Origin of the sequence: Aeromonas sp. S12(2024) (assembly GCF_041402305.1) — a bacterium.
GTDB classification, from domain to species: Bacteria; Pseudomonadota; Gammaproteobacteria; order Enterobacterales; family Aeromonadaceae; genus Aeromonas; species Aeromonas veronii.
Genome location: NZ_JBGLRB010000011.1, coordinates 40,655 through 57,682, shown reverse-complemented (window position 1 = coordinate 57,682; position 17,028 = coordinate 40,655). Strand labels below are relative to the sequence as shown.

Sequence of the window (17,028 nt, the reverse complement as noted above, 5' to 3'; positions counted from 1 at the left end):
GCACTGGGATGCCCGCAGGGTGGGGTTGCACTACCGCTATTGATGGTGGGCTTTCCCCGGCCGGGCTGATTGCAGATATAAAAAAACCGATGCCAAGGCATCGGTTTTTTGTTACCGGCTTATCCGCGCTCAGCTGCGGGCGAGGCGGTTTTCCGGGTAGTTCTTGGCCAGCACTTCGCGGGCATGCTTGGCCAGCTCCGGCATCTTCAGGGTGTCGTAAGACTCGACCATGATCTCCAGCGCTTTTTCGGTTTCGGCTGTGTCGGGGTAGGTTTCGACAATCAGCTTGGCCCGGTTGGCAGCCGCGACCAGCGCATCACGCTTCACGTAGTACTCGGCGACGCTCAGGTCATATTTGGCCAGACGGTTCTTCAGACCAATCATGCGGGCACGGGCATCGGCGGCATAGACGCTGTTGGGGTAGTTCTGCAACAGGGTCTTGAAGTCCTGGAATGCCTGGCGGGCATAGGCCGGGTCTTTGTCATCGCGGGAGATGCCAAAGAGGCTCTGGAAGAAGTTGTAATCCGCCGCCATGTTGGTCAGGCCGCGCATATAGAAGACGTAATCGATGTTCTTGTGCGCCGGATTGAGGCGGATAAAACGGTCGATATTGGCGATCGCCTGAGCGGTATCATCCTGCTTGTAGTAGGCATAGATGAGGTCAAGCTGCACCTGGTTGGAGTAGGCGCCGAACGGGTAGCGAGAGTCCAAAGCCTCAAGCAATTCAGTGGCTTGCACGTAATTGCCAACGTCCAGTTTGAGGCGTGCTTTCTGGTACAGGGTCTCCGGCGGTTCGTCGGGTACCTTGGGTTTGGTGCTGGAACAGCCTGTGATCAAGGTAGCGACCAAGGCGAGCGACATCAGCAGGTGAGACTTCTTTCCCATCAACAACATCCGGTCCATTTCCACGAAATTGGCAAAGTATCCGTTATGCTTGGCTAAAAGAAAAGCTAGAATACCCGGATTATTTCGAATTGATACCCCCCGCTCAAGAGACCATACATGAGCCAGCATATTGAACTGACAGGCGAATTCCAGGATCACCAATTCGGGCAGCGACTCGACCAGGCCCTGGCCGAATTGTTTCCCGACTACTCCCGAACCCGCATCAAGGAGTGGATTTTACAGGACAAAGTGACCCTGGATGGTCAGGTTGCCAACACCCCACGCGAGAAGGTGATTGCTGGGCAACAGGTGCATGTGGATGTAGAGCTGGAAGATGACACCCGCTTCGATGCGCAGGATATCGAGCTCAACATCGTTTACGAAGATGAACACATTCTGGTGATCGACAAGCCGGCCGGTCTGGTGGTTCACCCGGGCGCCGGTACGCCGGATGGCACCATTCTCAACGCCCTGCTGCACCGCTACCCCGGTATTGCCGAGGTGCCCCGTGCCGGTATCGTGCACCGTCTGGATAAAGACACCACTGGTCTGATGGTGGTTGCCAAGACCGTTCCGGCCCAGACCCATCTGGTAGAGGCGCTGCAGGCGCGCCAGATCACCCGTGAGTACGAAGCGATCGCCATCGGTCACATGACTGCTGGCGGCACCGTTGATGCGCCCATCGGCCGTCACCCGACCCAGCGTACCCACATGGCCGTCGTACCCAATGGCCGTCCCTCCGTGACCCACTACCGGGTGCACGAGAAGTTCCGTGGCCACACCCGTCTGCGTCTGCGTCTGGAGACCGGCCGTACCCACCAGATCCGTGTCCACATGGCCCACATCAAGCACCCGCTGGTGGGCGATCCCGCTTACGGTGGCCGTCTGCGCCCGCTGCGCAACGCGACCCCCGAGCTGACTCAGGCACTGCGTAACTTCAACCGTCAGGCGCTGCATGCCACCATGCTGCAACTGGCTCACCCCATCACGGGGGAAGTGATGCAGTGGCACTCAGCTACACCGCAAGACATGGTGGAGCTGATGGAAGTGCTGCGAGCGGATACTCTCGCCAATCCGGATGATTTAGTCTGGAACTGATGCGATAGGGCCTGCTGCGTCGGTTTCTGGCGTCATCCGGCCCGAACAGATGCCAAACGGGGTTCCCTTGCAGGAGCCCCGTTTTTATATCGGTGAATTGAAGGAGTCACAGATGAAATGGATCGAACCCGACTGGCCAGCCCCGGCGTGTGTCAGGGCGTTGTCGACCACCCGGGATGGCGGCGTCAGTGAAGGGGTCTTTGCCGGTCTCAATCTGGGCGCCCACGTGGGTGACGAACCGGCGCGAGTCGAGGCCAATCGCGCCCGCTTGCAGCAGGCGGCCGCCATCCCGGGACCCCTTAACTGGCTCAATCAGGTGCACGGCACCGTGGTTCATCCGGTCAGCAGCCATTATCAGCAAGCACCGGATGCCGATGCCGCCTGCGCCCATGAGGCGGAGCTGGCCTGCATCGTGATGACGGCTGACTGTCTGCCGGTGCTGTTCTGCGAGCGGGCCGGTACCGTGGTGGCCGCCGCCCATGCTGGCTGGCGTGGACTGAAAGAGGGCGTGCTGGAGGCGAGTATCGCCGCTATGGGCTGCGAGCCGGGCGAGATCCTGGCCTGGCTGGGCCCGGCCATCGGCCCTACCGCATTTGAAGTGGGTGGCGAGGTGCGCGAGGCCTTTATGGCTGAGCAGGCTGAAGCAGAAGCGGCGTTCGTCCCTTCGTCCAACGACGGCAAATGGCTGGCAGATATCTACCAGCTGGCGCGGTTGCGCCTCGCCCGTGCCGGCGTTACCGCCGTCTATGGCGGCGAATACTGCACCTTCAGCGATAGCGAGCAGTTTTACTCCTATCGTCGCGACGGCCAGACCGGCCGCATGGCCTCCCTCATCTGGTTGGCCCGCTAAGCAATCACCCGCCAAGTAATAGCCCGTCTCTCTCAAGAGCAGATTCGTATGGGAGAGGCGGGGATCCTGCACTCTCCCCGCTTTGCAGAAAAAATAACCAGCTCATGCCCTTGAAATAGCCCGTACGGGCCTCATCTTTCATCTCAGAAAGTTATGTTGTTTGCCGCGCAAGCGGCGTCTGCCTGTTTGAAGGGGGAGTGCAATGCGCCTCGATCGCCTTACCAGCAAATTCCAGATTGCTATTTCCGATGCCCAGTCTTTGGCACTGGGTCGTGACCACCAATTCATCGAACCCGTTCATCTGATGACCGCACTGGTCAATCAGGATGGCGGCTCTATCCGTCCGTTGCTCACTCTGACCGGGATGGATATCAATGCCCTGCGCTCCCGCCTCGGCGAGGAGCTGGATCGCCTGCCGCGCGTCAGCGGTGTGGAAGGGGATGTACAGCTCTCCAACGGCCTCGGCCGCCTGCTCAACGTCTGCGACAAGCTGGCCCAGCAGCGCAAGGATCAGTTCATCTCCTCCGAACTGTTTGTGCTGGCGGCCCTCGACGAGAAGGGCACGCTGGGCGAGCTGCTGCGCGCTCAGGGGCTGACCAAAGAGAAACTCGAAGCGGCCATCGACAAGGTGCGTGGCGGCAAGAAGGTTGAGGATGCCAACGCCGAGGAGAACCGTCAGGCGCTGGAGAAGTACACCATCGATCTGACCGAGCGGGCCGAAATCGGCAAACTTGACCCGGTGATCGGCCGCGATGACGAGATCCGCCGTACCATTCAGGTGCTGCAACGCCGCACCAAGAACAACCCCGTGTTGATCGGTGCTCCCGGTGTCGGCAAGACCGCCATCGTCGAGGGGCTGGCTCAGCGCATTATCAACGGCGAAGTGCCGGAAGGGCTCAAAAACAAGCGGGTGCTGTCGCTGGACATGGGGGCGCTGGTGGCCGGGGCCAAGTATCGCGGCGAGTTTGAAGAGCGGCTCAAGGCCGTACTGACCGATCTCGCCAAGGAGGAGGGCAACGTCATCCTCTTTATCGACGAGCTGCACACCATGGTCGGCGCCGGCAAGGGCGAGGGGGCCATGGATGCGGGCAACATGCTCAAACCTGCGCTGGCCCGTGGCGACCTGCACTGCGTCGGCGCCACCACCCTGGATGAGTACCGTCAGTACATCGAGAAAGATGCAGCGCTTGAGCGTCGCTTCCAGAAGGTGCTGGTGGAAGAGCCGAGCGTGGAGGATACCATCGCCATCCTGCGTGGCCTGAAAGAGCGTTATGAGCTGCACCACCATGTGCAGATCACCGACCCTGCCATCGTGGCGGCGGCCCAGCTGTCGCACCGCTACATTGCGGATCGCCAGCTGCCGGACAAGGCCATCGACCTTATCGACGAGGCTGCAGCCAGCATCCGGTTGCAGATCGACTCCAAGCCCGAGGCGCTCGATCGTCTCGAGCGGCGCATCATCCAGCTCAAGCTGGAGCAGCAGGCGCTGATGAAGGAGGACGATGACGCCAGCCGCAAGCGTCTGGAGCTGATCAATCAGGAGATTGGCGAGAAGGATCGGGAATACAACGAGCTGGACGAGGTATGGAAGGCCGAGAAAGCCGCCCTCGCCGGCACCCAGCATATCAAGGCTGCGCTGGAGCAGGCCCGTCAGGATCTCGATGTGGCGCGCCGGGCAGGCGACCTAGGCCGGATGTCAGAGCTGCAGTACGGCCGCATTCCAGAGCTGGAGAAACAGCTGGATCTCGCCACTCAAGCCGAGATGCAGGAGACCAGTTTGCTGCGCAACCGGGTCACTGACGTGGAGATTGCAGACGTCCTGGCCCGCTGGACCGGGATTCCGGTCGCCCGCATGCTGGAAGGGGAACGCGACAAGCTGCTGCGGATGGAAGATCAGCTGCACAGCCGGGTGATTGGTCAGGAGGAGGCGGTCGATGCGGTCTCCAACGCCATTCGTCGCTCCCGTGCCGGTCTCTCCGATCCGAATCGCCCCATCGGCTCCTTCCTGTTCCTGGGGCCCACCGGGGTGGGCAAGACCGAGCTGTGCAAGGCGCTGGCCGAGTTCCTGTTCGATACCCAGGATGCCATGGTGCGGATCGATATGTCCGAATTCATGGAGAAACACAGTGTGGCCCGTCTGGTGGGGGCGCCTCCCGGATACGTGGGTTATGAAGAGGGCGGGTATCTGACCGAGGCGGTACGCCGTCGTCCCTACTCGGTGATCCTGCTGGACGAGGTGGAGAAGGCGCATCCGGATGTGTTCAACATCCTGTTGCAGGTGCTTGATGATGGCCGCCTGACCGATGGTCAGGGTCGCACCGTCGATTTTCGCAACTCGGTGGTGATCATGACCTCCAACCTCGGGTCGGATCTGATTCAGGAGCACCACTCCGAGAAAGACTACGACGAGATGAAGGCCATGCTGATGGATGTGCTGACCCGCAGTTTCCGGCCGGAGTTTATCAACCGGATCGACGAGACCGTGGTGTTCCATCCCCTCGGCGAGGATCACATCAAGTCCATCGCCCGCATCCAGCTCAAGAGCCTGATGGGCCGTCTCGAGGCTCAGGGTTACGAGGTGGAGGTGAGCGAAGCGCTGCTCGAGAAGCTGGTTCACGCCGGGTTCGACCCCGTCTACGGGGCGCGGCCCCTCAAGCGGGCGATCCAGCAGAAGGTGGAGAACCCGCTGGCGCAGGCCCTGCTCTCCGGTCGCATCGTGCCGGGCAAAAAGCTGCTGCTGGGGGCCGACAGCAACGGTCTGACCATGACCCAGTAACCGATCTCGTGTCGATGTTTGCAACGCCAGCCTTCGGGCTGGTGTTGTCATATCTGGTGGCAGGGATTCGGGCGCAAAAAAAACGGCAATCCGAAGATTGCCGGGAGGAATGTAGTGAAGCGACCTGACGTGGGTTGAGCGGGTCGCAGGGGCAAGCCCCGGTTTCGCCGTGGGCCATCAGGGATGACCACGCGACTTACAGCATGTCCGGACTGCGCTCGTTCAGTCCGCACCGCCACACACCTTCAGGGCTGACCCGCGTGCCATTGCGCACAGGCCAGACCGATGAAATCAACGTGTTTACAGCATGCCAGGGATAGCGGCCTTCATTTCAGAGGGCCACACACCGACCTGCACCTGACCGATATGCTCTTTTTGCAGCAGCAGCATGGCCAGACGGGATTGGCCGATGCCACCGCCGATGGTCTGCGGCATCCGTGCGGCCAGCAGGTCCTGATGCCAGTCGTACTGCAGGCGATCCTCGTCGCCTGTGATGGCCAGCTGGCGGCGCAGCGCCTCGGCATCGACCCGGATCCCCATGGAGGAGATCTCGAAGCTGTCTTGCAGTACCGGGTTCCACACCAGAATGTCACCGTTCAGACCCGCCAGACCCAGCTCGCTGTGGCTGCTCCAGTCGTCGTAGTCCGGGGCGCGGACATCGTGACGCTCACCGTGGGAGAGGGCGCCGCCGATGCCGATCAGGAACACGGCCCCCAGCTCTTTGGCGATGGCGCGCTCGCGCCCCTTGGCATCGAGGTCCGGGTAACGGGCCAGCAGCTCTTCGCTGTGCAGGAACTGGATCTCCGCCGGCAGGAAGGGGGTCAGCTCATGTTCGGCGCAGACTGCGCGCTCGGTGGCCTTGATGGCGGCCCAGATGCCGTGCACGGTTTCCTGCAGATAGGCTAGATCGCGGCGCTCGCTCGGCATCACCTTCTCCCAGTCCCACTGATCCACGTAGACCGAGTGGATGGGGGTGAGCTTGTCTTCATCCGGACGCAGCGCCTTCATGTGGGTGTAGATCCCTTCACCCGGGCCGAAGCCGAAGCGCCCCAGGGTCTGGCGCTTCCATTTGGCCAGTGAATGAACCACTTCGTAGCTGTGCTCCGGCAGGGTTTTTACTTTGACCTGCACTGCATTCTCGTGGCCAGAGAGGTTGTCTTGAGTGCCATCACCGACTCGGCTCAGAATGGGGGCTTGCACCTCCATCAGACCCAGTTGTTGGGCGAGTTGGCGGGAGAACATCTCTTTGACGAAGCTGATCTGCTGTTGGCTGCGAATGTAGTGCTGTTTCATGCTGAATTCCTGTTTCAAACCCCGTTGGATGTGGTGATTCTTCAACGGAATGCCAACTAAATTCAATATTCGATAATAGAAATAGGCTTTGTGTATTTTTTTCTTCAAAATGAGCTGTTTTTTAATGAGATATCGTCAACGGGAGTGCAAAAAAATGCCGGAAAATTACCGGATCGATAATCTCGATCAGGCCATCCTCACCGCTCTGATGGAGAATGCGCGGATCCCGTACGCCGAACTTGCGAAACAACTGGCGGTCAGCCCGGGCACCATCCATGTGCGGGTGGAGAAGATGAAACAGGCGGGGATCATCGAGGGGACACGGGTGCAGGTTAACCCCAAGAAGCTGGGTTACGACGTCTGCTGCTTTATCGGGATCAATCTGAAGAGCGCTAAGGATTACCCATCGGCACTGGCCAAGCTGCAGGCGCTGGATGAAGTGGTGGAGGCCTACTACACCACGGGCCACTACAGCATCTTCATGAAGGTGATGACCCGCTCCATCGACGAGCTGCAGATTGTGCTGATCAACAAGATCCAGACCATCGACGAGATCCAGTCCACTGAAACCCTGATCTCGCTGCAGAATCCGATCCTGCGGGACGTGAAGCCTTGAGGTGGGTTGTATAAGGGGTAGGGTGTAGAGATCCATCTCCCGTGCGAAACCCTGACCCCCTTGATCAGGGTTCGATATAGGGGATGGCGTACTTGTCGTAGAGGGCCTTGAGGCTGCCGTTGCGCTTCATGCGCAGCAGTTCGGCATCGTAGGCCGCCATCAGGGCGGGGGTCTGTGCATCCGCTCGTGCGCGGGCCCAGGTGTTGAAGTAGGGACTGCTCTTGAGCGGTTTGGGCAGGTAATCGATCTTTCCCGTCAGCCCCTCTTCCTTGATCTGGGTGAAGGCGGTGACCAGCGGCATCGGCACGGTATCGATCCGTCCGGCCAGCAGTTTGCGCAGTTGCAGCTGGTTCATGGTGATCTCCTGAAACTGATAGGCCGGGTCGGTCATGGCCGCTGCCAGTTCAGGGGTGTAGGAGAAATCCTTGGTCACGCCGATGCGCCAGGGTTTGAGATCGGCCAGCGTCTCGTAACGGATCTTCATCAGGTCCGCCTTGCGCACGAAGAAGTGCCAGCTGTGGCGAAGATGGGCCTGTTGGGGATAGATGAGATAACTCTCCCGCTCTGCCTTGTAGGAGTGGGTCATCACCAGATCGCAGGCGCCGGTTTCGGCATTGCGGGTGAGGCGGGCGCCGGAGTCGGCCAGCTCGATCCGAAAGGGCGTCTCCAGCTTGTCGAAGATGGCGGTGACGATATCGATATCGAGTCCGCGGGGTTTCTGATCGGCATCGAGAAACTTGAGCGGGGGCTCCATGGTGCCGCAGATCACCAGCTCTTTGGCGGGCAATCCGAGTGGAAACAGCAACCAAAACAGGGGGATCACACGCAAACTACGTCTCCTGAGCCCGTTTGAAGATATTCCAAGACCTGATTCCAGTATATTGGATGGCACCTGATCCGTTAGAAGCGACTGTTTATGGCAAATCCTGAAATCGAGAGCCCGCTGGACGGGATCGACAAGTTGACCGTCTCGCTCTACCGCCTTGGCTTGAGTGCAGTTGCCCTGTTGCTGCTCTGTCGCGGTGCGGCGCTGCTGAGCGGGATGGCATTGCTTCCGTCGGCACAATGGTTGATGTCGCTGGCAGTGGCAAGCGCAATCTGCGGCTTCTCGCTGCATATCTACGACAAGCGGATTCGCCTGATTCTGCAGGGATTTGGGTGGGGCGCATTGGCCCTGGCAGCGGTGGGGGCGCCGGATGCGCTGGTGCTGGGGGCGGCGTTGGCGACCCTCTCCGGGTTGGCGTTCAAGGAGCAGTTTTGCTTCGCCATTCCCGGCATCAAGCTGGTGCCCGTGCTGCTACCGGCGTTATGGCTGCTGGAGTGGTTGCGGGTGGAGTGGGCCGCCGCACTGGTGGCGCTGGTCTGCGGCGCCCTGTTGACCTTGCTGGCGCTGGCCAAGTGGCGGATGCCCCTGCACTTTGATATCGGTGACAAGGGGCGTTACCAGATCTAGGTCTGCTGGCACACCTTCATCTGCTGGTTGAGGGCTTGCATCACCTGACGGCGGCTGATGATGCCGATCACCTTGCCCTGTTGCAGCACCGGGTAGATCTTGGGCTTGGCATCGGCCATCTGGCGAGCCAGATCCAGAATGCTCTCATCCGGCCCGACCGAGAGGGGCGAGCGGTTCATCAGATCCTCCACCCGGGTGCGGGTATCGCAGTGGTAGCTGCCGGTGAGCAGGCTGGGGATGCAATCTTGTTCGGAAAGAAAGCCGATCAGCCGTTTCTGTTCATCCAGTACCGGCAAGCCGCCAAGACCCGATTGATGCAGGCGATCCAGCGCTTCTGCCAGGCCGAGTCCGGCAGTGAGGGAGTGGGTCAGGCGACCCATGTGGTGGTGTACTTTCAGCATGGTGGTGACTCCGCAAGAGGGGGATGCCGCCACTATGACGCGGGTGGGTGGCCCGCAACCAATGGCTTGTGCCGCAGGGATTGATAGGCACAAGCCATCGGCGGTGATCCGCTGGCAGGCGGGCTTCGTTCATGCAAGACCATGAAAGGGAAAGGAGATCGTATGCGTGCATTGGTTACGGGCTGTGGCCGTCGACTCGGATTTTATCTCTGTGAACAGCTGGTGTCGGCGGGTTGGCTGGTGACGGGCAGTTATCGCAGCGAGCGGCCGGAGCTGGCCACGCTGGCTGCATTGGGGGTCGAACTGGTGCAGGCTGATTTTGGCCGGGAAGAGGACGTTGGCAAGCTTATCGCTCTGCTGGCAGCCCATCAGGATCTGGCGCTGGTGATCCACAACGCTTCGGCCTTCGAGCCGCAGGCAACTGATCCGGCGGCGCAACTGGCCCAGTTCGAACAGTTCTACCGGGTGCACATGGCGGCCCCCTTCCAGCTAAACCGGGCGCTGGCCCCCCAGCTGGCCAGCAATCCCAACGCCAGCATCATTCATATCACTGATATCTATATCCATGCCCCGGCCCCCCGTTTTGCCAGCTATGTGGCCACCAAGGCGGGAGCCCATTCGCTGGCCATGAGCTTTGCCCGGGAGCTGGCGCCTGCGGTGCGAGTCAACACCATAGAGCCGGGCCCCATTCTGTTTCTCGACGAGCATGACGAGGCGTGGCGCCAGCAGGTGTTGGCGAAAACGCCGCTGGCGCGGGAGGGAGGGCTGGAGCCCATCTGGCAGGCGGTGCAGTTACTGATGGGGAACAGTTATATGACCGGGGCCAGCATCAAGGTAGATGGCGGGCGCGCGCTGGCCACTCTCTGAAGATTTGCCAAGCACCAGCGGCTCCAGCCCGACCTGCCGGGTCAGCAAGCCCTTGCCGGGTTTGAGCTTGCCCGACGGGGCGGGGAGCGTCACTTGCAGCGCCACCTTGGGCTCATGCACCTCGCCATGGCCGTAGAGCTCGGCCAGCAGCTCCGCCAGATAGGAATCGACCTCTGCCGAGGCAAAGTCACCTCTCCTGTTGCTGGCCAGAATATCGATGTCGAGCGGCCGGTCGTGCACCTTGCAGAGCGGATCGCTGCGATCCCGGCCGTGAGCTACTTCAAGGGCGATAAAGTACTGCTTGAGGCTGGTGGCATCGAGCGGGCTCTCCACCACCAGCAGGCAGTTGAGAAAGTCGTGGCTGGAGTGCATTCCCACCGGCTTGGTGCGGATCACCGAACTCAGCCGCAGGGGGCCGACGTTCGCAAACAGCTCGGCCAGCGCGCGGCTGACATGAATATGCGGGTCAATATTGGAACCAATGCTACACAGATAGAACATGCTCACCTTCCCGGGGTTGGGCTCATCTGAAATGTATACGCAGCTCACGGTTATCGGATTAACTATGGCTTAACATTGTCTTATCTATTGTGATCCGGCACTGATTGGCAGAAAGGAGGTTTGCATGAGTGTGGAGCTGAAATGGGCGCTGTTGACCGCCTCGGGCGCGCTGGCGATGATCATGATTATCTGTCTGGCCTCTGTCGCGTTGGCGTGAATCACCACAATCCAGATAATACAAACCGGCCTGTTGGCCGGTTTTGTTTTTTGGGGCGGTGCGGCTATGCTGGCGCACCGGTGAGAATGCAAGAGAAGAGATGATGACCAAGGTTCGCCCACGCTCCCTGCTGCAGGTGGTATTGATGGGATTTGTGCTGGTATTGATGCCGCTGGGCGGCATGATCTGGCACAACAGCACCTCCCTTGCCCACCTCAGTCAGCTCACCAGCGACGAGATGGAGCGGGCGGTCAAGGATACCCGCCGCGCTACCCTGCTGACGGCGCAAGCCATCGATATCGAACGCACCTTGCGCCGCTTCGCGGTGCTGGGGGATCGTCGCAGTCTCACCAGCTACCAGCAGCAACTCGACGGGTATCGGGTGTTGCTGGCGGAACACCGCAACTCCATCACCGACGGCCAGCTTTACAGCGGGCTCGATCAGGGGCTGGCCTGGCTCGACAGCCTGCAGGATGCCGCGCTGGCCCGGGCGGCGGCAGCGGGGGACAAGCTCGAGCAGTTCAACGATGCCAACAAGCAGCTCGAAATAGTCACCCGCAGCCGGGTTGACGAACACATGGATCGGGTGCAGCTCACCATCGCCGGACTGACCAGCGAGCTCTGGTGGGTGAGCGGTGCGGTGGCGGCGCTCAGCCTGCTGATGGTCTTTATCTTCACCTACCTCATCATCCACCCGGTACGACAGATTGAGTCGCGCATCTTGAGTCTGGGTGCCGGGGTCGAACCCGATCCCAAGCCGGTTGACGGCCCTGCCGAGCTGGTATTGTTGGGGGAGCGGATCGTCTGGCTGCACGACAAACTCAAGGAGCTGGAGCTGCAGAAATACCAGTTCCTGCGCCATGTATCCCACGAGCTCAAGACCCCGCTGGCGGTGCTGCGGGAAGGGACGGATCTGCTCTGCGAGCAGCTGGTCGGGCCTTTGACGCCGGATCAGCTGGAGATCTGTCAGATGCTCGACGAGAACAGTCGGCGCCTGCAGACCCTGATCGAGCGGCTGCTCGACTTCAACCGGCTCAGTCAGCAGGAGGCCTTCGAACTGGAGCCCGTCCCCCTGCTGCCGATGTTGTCGGAACTTTCTGCCGAGTACCGGCTGGCATTGGAGTCCAAGCAGATCCGTGTACACTTGCCGACCGTGCCGGTTACCCTGTGGGCGGAGCCCTACCGGCTACGACTGATCCTCGATAACCTCTTCTCCAACGCCGTCAGTTACGGCGCCAGCGGAGGCAATATCTGGATCAGGGCAGGGCAGGATGAACAGATAAGCTGGCTGGAAGTGGCCAACGAGGGGCCCAAGATCCCCGTGGCCGATCAGCAACGCATTTTTGAACCCTTCGAGCAGGGCAGCACTGTGCGGCAAGGTCTCTTGAAAGGCTCGGGCATGGGCCTCTCCATCGCCCGCGAGTCTGCCAACAGCCTGGGGGGGGAACTGGTTCTGGTAGAGGATGAACAGGCGGATGTCTGTTTCAGGTTGACGTTGAAATGAGGACTATGAAGATACAACGCGTATTTCCAGCTCTGATGGCAGGGCTGCTCGCGGGTTGCTCCTTGCTGCCGCAACAGGCAGAGCGGGAGTCCTCCGATATCGCTTTTGCCAAGCGGATGGAGTTTGCCAACAAGGAGATGCAGGTGCGTCTGCAATACTCCGACTGGCTGCTGGCCAGTCACCCCCAGCAACGGGTGCAGGAGCGTCAGCGTCTGAAAGGGGCCGACGATCTGGAGAGCCGGGTCAGTCTGGCCATGGTGGACTCCCACCCCGCCGAATCGGTGGCCAATCGCACCGCCGGTCTGGCGCGCCTGAAGCAGATGCTGCCCGAGCTGGGTCTCGATGCGCAGGCCTTTTTGCGCAGCTGGATCGCCCTCGGCGAGCAGCTGCTGGCCCGCGACAGCCGTCGCGATGACCAGAGTCAGGAGATCCAGCGGCTGCGCCGCCAGATCGAGCAGCTGACCGCTATCGACGACCAGCTCAACCAGCGCAAGCTGAACGAGAATCGTGAGGTAATACCATGAGCCGGATCCTGTTGGTGGATGACGACGTCAGCCTGCTCAAACTGATGAGCATGCGGCTGCGCAGTCAGGGTTATGAAGTAGATACCGCCGACAGTGCGGAAGGGGCCCTCGACCGGTTGCGTCAGCAACGGGCCGATCTGGTGCTGAGCGATCTGCGGATGGCCGGCATGGACGGTCTGGCGCTGTTCGAGCGGATCCAGGCCCAGTGGCTGGGTTTGCCGGTGATCATCATGACCGCCCACGGCACCATCCCGGACGCCATTCAGGCGACCCGCTCCGGGGTCTTCAGCTTTCTGACCAAACCCATCAACAAGGATGAGCTGTTCGCCACCATCGAACATGCGTTGAGTCTGACGCGGCCGAAACAGCAGCAGGAGTGGCAGTCGCTGATCCTGACCCGTAATCCCCAGCTGGAACAGCTGCTGATCCAGGCTCACAGCATTGCCACCATGGAGGTGCCGGTGCTGATCATGGGGCCGTCAGGCTCCGGCAAGGGGGCGATGGCGCAGGCGCTGCATCAGGCCAGTCAGCGGCGCGACAAGCCGCTCCATACCATCAACTGTGCCGCCATTCCGTGGGCGTCACTCGACTTGCAGCTGTTTGGTGAAGATGGCCAGTCCGGGCTGTTCGAGCAGGCCAAGGGGGCGACCCTGTTTCTCGACGAGATTGGCAGCCTCTCCGAATCCCTGCAGGCCAAGCTGCTGCAGGTGATGGAGGAGTATGGTCAGGGCACGCCGGAGGTGCGGGTGCTTAGCTCCAGTCATCAGGATCTGGTCAAGGCGATGGAGGAGGGGCGCTTTCGGGAAGATCTCTTCTACCGTCTCAACGTCGCCAATATCACCTTGCCGTCTCTCAGTGCCCGCAGTGAGGATATCCCCCTGCTGGCCCGACAGGCGCTCGATGACTACCGTAGCCGCCACAGCGACTGCGCCGCCATGGGTTTTTCGCCCGAATCGCTGGCGATGCTGGCGGCCGCAGCATGGCCCGGCAACGTGCGCCAGCTCTGCAACGTGGTGGAGCAGCTCGCCAGCCTCTGTTGCAGCCCGGTGATCGGAGTATCCATGGTGGAGTCCGCCCTGAGCGGTGGTGGCGGCGGCATCCCCTCGTTCAACGAGGCGCGGGCCGAATTCGAGAAGGAGTATCTGATCCGTTTGCTACGCACCACCGAGGGCAACGTGACCCTGGCGGCCAACATGGCGGGCAGAAACCGTACCGATTTCTACAAGTTATTGAATCGGCACGGTATTGAAGCAGCAAACTTCAAATCGAAGGGATAAATCAGGCGGGATCAACTACTGCCGGAGCGGCGTCAGCTTTCTGGGTTTTATGGGAGAGCCAGAGGCCGCTCGCCTTCATCAGGTAACCGAACAAGGCGCCAATGATGAGGGAGGGCAGGATCAGCCGCCACTCGCCAGCCGCCCCGAAGGTGGCACAGCAACCGGCAAAGGTGCCGGGAATGTAGCCGAGCCACTGCAGCTTGGCCTGTACGCACATCAGGGTGGCGACTACCCCCGTCATCACATAACCCGCCACGCCCGCCCCCCACAGGCTGTCACCATGGATCAGCAGCAGTGCCCACAGCATGCCGCTGGTGTTGCAGAAGATGGTCTGCAGCAGTGCCTTGTAGCCGCCGCTTGACGCGAAATAGCTGGTGCAGCCGAGAAAGCCGACCCAGGAGATAAGGCCGAACGCGACGGCAATCCAGCCCCAGACGGCGGAGAGAATTCCAGTGGTGATGGCGATGGCGATCAGTGGGCTCATGGGGCGACTCTTCAGTTGGCTTCGCAAAATGGGCAGCCTACCCCCGGCAATCGGGGCGGCAAGCGGGGGCCGAATTGTGTGTGATCTTCATCACCCTTTTCAACTCAGGAATACGCTTGCGCTCGCGAAAAAAATTCATTGGTGACCGGCCTGACAGTCGGCCATAGTTAGAGGCCCTGTCCTGCTCATGGAGTGAGTCTGATGGCGCCAAATGTGATCGTTCCCCTGCTGGTGTTCGTAGTCCTGTTTCTGGTCGGCACCATGGCCAAGGCACTGCCCCTGCACCACATGATGTAAATTTGTGTGAAATAAAAATCTGCCGGGGCGGGTCTTATCCATAGTGCCTCACTCAGCCCCGGGAGTTTTTCATGTTGATCAAGCGTCGTACCGCCCACCACCTCACCGAACAGGATGTCACCCCGGAAGCCGTCTATCAGGACCGCCGCCTTATTCTCAAAGGGTTGGGTCTGGGCGCGGCCACCCTGGCGTTTCCCACTCAGGCCGGTGTACTCGATCTGCTGCGCGGTAAAGAGGATGCTCCCCAGTTAGCCACCAGGCCGCTCAACAGCAAGCCTGCCGAGCGCCCGGCCAATCTGGTGCTGACACCGGAAGAGAAGGCCACCAGTTACAACAACTTCTATGAGCTCGGCACCGACAAGTCCGACCCGGCTCGCAACGGCCATTACCTCAAGCCCGAACCCTGGACCCTCAAGGTGGAGGGGGAGGTGGCCAAGCCCTTTACCCTCGATGTGTGGGACCTCATCAACAAGAGCGAGCTGGAGGAGCGGATCTACCGGCTGCGCTGCGTCGAAGCCTGGTCCATGGTGCTGCCGTGGAACGGCATCTCGCTGGCGGAGATCATCCGCCGTGCCGAGCCTACCAGTCGTGCCAAGTTTGTCGCCTTCGAAACCCTGTTTGATCCGAAACAGCTGCCGGGACAGGCTTCCAGTCTGGGGGGCGGTATAGAGTATCCCTACGTCGAAGGGCTGCGTATCGACGAGGCGATGCACCCGCTCTCCTTCCTGGCTATGGGGCTCTACGGCAAGACCCTGCCCGCCCAGAATGGCGCGCCGATCCGGCTGGTGGTGCCGTGGAAGTACGGTTTCAAGAGCATCAAGAGCATCGTCTCGATCCGGCTGGTGGAGGAGATGCCGCCGACTACCTGGAATCTGCTGGCTCCCAACGAATATGGCTTCTACGCCAACGTCAATCCGCAGGTGGATCACCCGCGCTGGAGTCAGGCCAGCGAGCGTTTCATCGGCGAGGGCGGAGTGTTTGGCGCCAAGCGTCAGCCGACCCTGATGTTCAATGGCTATGGTGACGAAGTCGCCTCGCTCTATCAAGGGATGGATCTGCGCCAATGGTACTGAGATTGAAACCGGCCCATATCAGCGGCTTGCGGGTGCTGGTGCATCTGGGCTCCCTCGGCTTCCTGCTCTGGCTGGTTTTTGCCATTCCAGCGGGTCTGCTGGGGGGCGATCCGGTGCCCGAGCTTATCCACTACCTCGGCAAGGGGGCGCTCAATCTGCTGCTGCTCACCCTGCTGGTCTCGCCGCTGGCCAAGCGCTGGCGGCAGGGGCAGCTCATCAAGCTGCGCCGCCCCCTCGGGCTCTGGTGTTTTGCCTGGGCGCTGCTCCACTTCATGGCGTGGCTGGGGCTGGATCTGCAGTTTGACTGGGGCCTGATTGGCGGCGAGCTGGTCAAGCGCAGCTACATAGTAGTGGGGATGGTAGCGTTGTTGCTGCTGGCCGCCCTCAGCATCACTTCGCTGCCCGCATTGCAGCGCCGCATGGGCGCCGCATGGCAGAAGCTGCACAACTGGGTCTATGCCATCGCCCTGCTGGTGCCGGTGCATTACTGGTGGTCGCTCAAGAGTGGTTGGGGGGAGCCCCTCATCTACCTGCTGCTGGCCTGCGCCCTGCTCTGGCCGAGGCGGGAGAAGCTGCTGCGCCCCATGCGGGGACGCTGGAATGCAAAAGAGGCCTAATCGGCCTCTTGTTGTTTGATCTCGCCGGTGTAGGCATCGACGATGAGATGCACCTTCTGATCCCGGCGATTGAGGGTTTTGACCTCGAATTTGTCCCCTTCCAGCTCCACTTCCCGAATGTCGTGATACCCTTGCGCCAGCAGGAGTTTGACCAGCCCGGCCATGTCGAGACGGCTCTGGGCCGCCCAGCTTGTGGCACTCAACAGGCAAAGGATCAGCAGGAAACTGCGCGGGATCATATTCATTCCGGATTCATGGCTGGCAGACTATAAACGCCATTATGTTAGGTTTTTGG

General features: G+C 60.8%; 19 protein-coding genes. 12 read left to right on the top strand and 7 right to left on the bottom strand.

Annotation, left to right across the window (positions count from 1 at the left end; genetic code table 11):
• Positions 1–129: 129 nt before the first annotated feature.
• On the bottom strand, positions 130–885 hold the full coding sequence (locus tag ACB035_RS12060; RefSeq protein ID WP_033114826.1) for an outer membrane protein assembly factor BamD: 756 nt from the start codon (positions 883–885) through the stop codon (positions 130–132).
• Positions 886–1,002: 117 nt separating this feature from the next.
• Here ACB035_RS12060 and rluD point away from each other — a divergent pair, with 117 nt between their 5' ends.
• The 3 genes from rluD to clpB all read left to right on the top strand — a co-directional run bounded on the left by rluD (position 1,003) and on the right by clpB (position 5,609).
• Positions 1,003–1,983 (top strand): 23S rRNA pseudouridine(1911/1915/1917) synthase RluD, encoded by a 981-nt coding sequence (rluD, locus tag ACB035_RS12055; RefSeq protein ID WP_371167356.1) that lies wholly within the window; start codon positions 1,003–1,005, stop codon positions 1,981–1,983.
• 112 nt (positions 1,984–2,095) lie between these two features.
• The gene (gene pgeF, locus ACB035_RS12050; protein ID WP_371167355.1) at positions 2,096–2,833 is read left to right on the top strand and encodes a peptidoglycan editing factor PgeF; all 738 of its coding nucleotides are present in this window, start codon (positions 2,096–2,098) and stop codon (positions 2,831–2,833) included.
• A gap of 202 nt (positions 2,834–3,035) precedes the next feature.
• A complete protein-coding gene (gene clpB, locus ACB035_RS12045; RefSeq protein WP_139405377.1) occupies positions 3,036–5,609 on the top strand; it encodes an ATP-dependent chaperone ClpB in 2,574 nt (857 codons plus the stop codon).
• A gap of 300 nt (positions 5,610–5,909) precedes the next feature.
• Here clpB and asnA read toward each other — a convergent pair whose 3' ends face one another.
• The gene (gene asnA / locus ACB035_RS12040; RefSeq protein ID WP_302246780.1) at positions 5,910–6,902 is read right to left on the bottom strand and encodes an aspartate--ammonia ligase; all 993 of its coding nucleotides are present in this window, start codon (positions 6,900–6,902) and stop codon (positions 5,910–5,912) included.
• 154 nt (positions 6,903–7,056) lie between these two features.
• Between asnA and asnC the strand changes: the two genes are divergently transcribed.
• The gene (gene asnC, locus ACB035_RS12035) at positions 7,057–7,518 is read left to right on the top strand and encodes a transcriptional regulator AsnC (protein WP_005339783.1); all 462 of its coding nucleotides are present in this window, start codon (positions 7,057–7,059) and stop codon (positions 7,516–7,518) included.
• 64 nt (positions 7,519–7,582) lie between these two features.
• Here the strand turns inward: asnC and ACB035_RS12030 are convergent, their stop codons facing one another.
• Positions 7,583–8,347, bottom strand: coding sequence for an ABC transporter substrate-binding protein (locus ACB035_RS12030; RefSeq protein ID WP_123173967.1), 765 nt, complete (start codon positions 8,345–8,347; stop codon positions 7,583–7,585).
• 87 nt (positions 8,348–8,434) lie between these two features.
• Here ACB035_RS12030 and ACB035_RS12025 point away from each other — a divergent pair, with 87 nt between their 5' ends.
• Positions 8,435–8,971, top strand: a complete 537-nt coding sequence (locus ACB035_RS12025) for a DUF2301 domain-containing membrane protein (RefSeq protein WP_058056215.1) — start codon at positions 8,435–8,437, stop codon at positions 8,969–8,971.
• Here the strand turns inward: ACB035_RS12025 and ACB035_RS12020 are convergent.
• Positions 8,968–9,372 carry a CBS domain-containing protein gene (locus tag ACB035_RS12020; RefSeq protein WP_005356342.1) on the bottom strand — a complete coding sequence of 135 codons (405 nt, stop codon included), beginning with the start codon at positions 9,370–9,372 and terminating at the stop codon, positions 8,968–8,970. The genes ACB035_RS12025 and ACB035_RS12020 overlap by 4 nt on opposite strands.
• A gap of 162 nt (positions 9,373–9,534) precedes the next feature.
• Here ACB035_RS12020 and ACB035_RS12015 point away from each other — a divergent pair, with 162 nt between their 5' ends.
• On the top strand, positions 9,535–10,239 hold the full coding sequence (locus ACB035_RS12015) for an SDR family oxidoreductase (RefSeq protein WP_371167354.1): 705 nt from the start codon (positions 9,535–9,537) through the stop codon (positions 10,237–10,239).
• Here the strand turns inward: ACB035_RS12015 and ACB035_RS12010 are convergent.
• On the bottom strand, positions 10,165–10,740 hold the full coding sequence (locus ACB035_RS12010; protein ID WP_371167353.1) for a 2-amino-4-hydroxy-6-hydroxymethyldihydropteridine diphosphokinase: 576 nt from the start codon (positions 10,738–10,740) through the stop codon (positions 10,165–10,167). The genes ACB035_RS12015 and ACB035_RS12010 overlap by 75 nt on opposite strands.
• Positions 10,741–10,864: 124 nt before the next feature.
• On the opposite strand from ACB035_RS12010, the gene ACB035_RS12005 reads away from it, so the two are divergent.
• The 4 genes from ACB035_RS12005 (at position 10,865) to ACB035_RS11990 (ending at position 14,262) form a co-directional block, all read left to right on the top strand.
• Positions 10,865–10,957, top strand: coding sequence for a YnhF family membrane protein (locus ACB035_RS12005; RefSeq protein ID WP_005339800.1), 93 nt, complete (start codon positions 10,865–10,867; stop codon positions 10,955–10,957).
• A 103-nt stretch (positions 10,958–11,060) separates the two neighbouring features.
• On the top strand, positions 11,061–12,461 hold the full coding sequence (locus ACB035_RS12000) for a HAMP domain-containing sensor histidine kinase (protein WP_005339801.1): 1,401 nt from the start codon (positions 11,061–11,063) through the stop codon (positions 12,459–12,461).
• Positions 12,458–12,985 carry a hypothetical protein gene (locus ACB035_RS11995; protein ID WP_005356347.1) on the top strand — a complete coding sequence of 176 codons (528 nt, stop codon included), beginning with the start codon at positions 12,458–12,460 and terminating at the stop codon, positions 12,983–12,985. The genes ACB035_RS12000 and ACB035_RS11995 overlap by 4 nt, the downstream gene beginning before the upstream one ends.
• Positions 12,982–14,262, top strand: a complete 1,281-nt coding sequence (locus ACB035_RS11990) for a sigma 54-interacting transcriptional regulator (protein ID WP_005339807.1) — start codon at positions 12,982–12,984, stop codon at positions 14,260–14,262. Before ACB035_RS11995 ends, ACB035_RS11990 begins: the two co-directional genes overlap by 4 nt.
• A 1-nt stretch (position 14,263) precedes the next feature.
• Here ACB035_RS11990 and ACB035_RS11985 read toward each other — a convergent pair whose 3' ends face one another.
• Complete coding sequence (locus ACB035_RS11985) at positions 14,264–14,746, bottom strand: DUF1097 domain-containing protein (protein WP_371167352.1); 483 nt, start codon at positions 14,744–14,746, stop codon at positions 14,264–14,266.
• A gap of 368 nt (positions 14,747–15,114) precedes the next feature.
• Between ACB035_RS11985 and msrP the strand changes: the two genes are divergently transcribed.
• Both msrP and msrQ read left to right on the top strand, forming a co-directional pair.
• On the top strand, positions 15,115–16,116 hold the full coding sequence (msrP, locus tag ACB035_RS11980; protein ID WP_128834743.1) for a protein-methionine-sulfoxide reductase catalytic subunit MsrP: 1,002 nt from the start codon (positions 15,115–15,117) through the stop codon (positions 16,114–16,116).
• A complete protein-coding gene (gene msrQ / locus ACB035_RS11975) occupies positions 16,107–16,733 on the top strand; it encodes a protein-methionine-sulfoxide reductase heme-binding subunit MsrQ (RefSeq protein WP_236322620.1) in 627 nt (208 codons plus the stop codon). The genes msrP and msrQ overlap by 10 nt, the downstream gene beginning before the upstream one ends.
• On the opposite strand, the gene ACB035_RS11970 is transcribed toward msrQ, so the two are convergent.
• A complete protein-coding gene (locus ACB035_RS11970) occupies positions 16,730–16,978 on the bottom strand; it encodes a PepSY domain-containing protein (protein WP_128834747.1) in 249 nt (82 codons plus the stop codon). The two genes, msrQ and ACB035_RS11970, sit on opposite strands and share 4 nt — an antisense overlap.
• Positions 16,979–17,028 lie beyond the last annotated feature (50 nt).

Excerpts from the sequence above, each read along its gene's own strand:
- ACB035_RS12060 (WP_033114826.1), bottom strand. The coding sequence starts at position 885 with ATGGGAAAGAAGTCTCACCTGCTGATGTCGCTCGCCTTGGTCGCTACC.
- rluD (WP_371167356.1), top strand. The coding sequence starts at position 1,003 with ATGAGCCAGCATATTGAACTGACAGGCGAATTCCAGGATCACCAATTC.
- pgeF (WP_371167355.1), top strand. The coding sequence starts at position 2,096 with ATGAAATGGATCGAACCCGACTGGCCAGCCCCGGCGTGTGTCAGGGCG.
- clpB (WP_139405377.1), top strand. The coding sequence starts at position 3,036 with ATGCGCCTCGATCGCCTTACCAGCAAATTCCAGATTGCTATTTCCGAT.
- asnA (WP_302246780.1), bottom strand. The coding sequence starts at position 6,902 with ATGAAACAGCACTACATTCGCAGCCAACAGCAGATCAGCTTCGTCAAA.
- asnC (WP_005339783.1), top strand. The coding sequence starts at position 7,057 with ATGCCGGAAAATTACCGGATCGATAATCTCGATCAGGCCATCCTCACC.
- ACB035_RS12025 (WP_058056215.1), top strand. The coding sequence starts at position 8,435 with ATGGCAAATCCTGAAATCGAGAGCCCGCTGGACGGGATCGACAAGTTG.
- ACB035_RS12020 (WP_005356342.1), bottom strand. The coding sequence starts at position 9,372 with ATGCTGAAAGTACACCACCACATGGGTCGCCTGACCCACTCCCTCACT.
- ACB035_RS12015 (WP_371167354.1), top strand. The coding sequence starts at position 9,535 with ATGCGTGCATTGGTTACGGGCTGTGGCCGTCGACTCGGATTTTATCTC.
- ACB035_RS12010 (WP_371167353.1), bottom strand. The coding sequence starts at position 10,740 with ATGTTCTATCTGTGTAGCATTGGTTCCAATATTGACCCGCATATTCAT.
- ACB035_RS12005 (WP_005339800.1), top strand. The coding sequence starts at position 10,865 with ATGAGTGTGGAGCTGAAATGGGCGCTGTTGACCGCCTCGGGCGCGCTG.
- ACB035_RS12000 (WP_005339801.1), top strand. The coding sequence starts at position 11,061 with ATGACCAAGGTTCGCCCACGCTCCCTGCTGCAGGTGGTATTGATGGGA.
- ACB035_RS11995 (WP_005356347.1), top strand. The coding sequence starts at position 12,458 with ATGAGGACTATGAAGATACAACGCGTATTTCCAGCTCTGATGGCAGGG.
- ACB035_RS11990 (WP_005339807.1), top strand. The coding sequence starts at position 12,982 with ATGAGCCGGATCCTGTTGGTGGATGACGACGTCAGCCTGCTCAAACTG.
- ACB035_RS11985 (WP_371167352.1), bottom strand. The coding sequence starts at position 14,746 with ATGAGCCCACTGATCGCCATCGCCATCACCACTGGAATTCTCTCCGCC.
- msrP (WP_128834743.1), top strand. The coding sequence starts at position 15,115 with ATGTTGATCAAGCGTCGTACCGCCCACCACCTCACCGAACAGGATGTC.
- msrQ (WP_236322620.1), top strand. The coding sequence starts at position 16,107 with ATGGTACTGAGATTGAAACCGGCCCATATCAGCGGCTTGCGGGTGCTG.
- ACB035_RS11970 (WP_128834747.1), bottom strand. The coding sequence starts at position 16,978 with ATGAATATGATCCCGCGCAGTTTCCTGCTGATCCTTTGCCTGTTGAGT.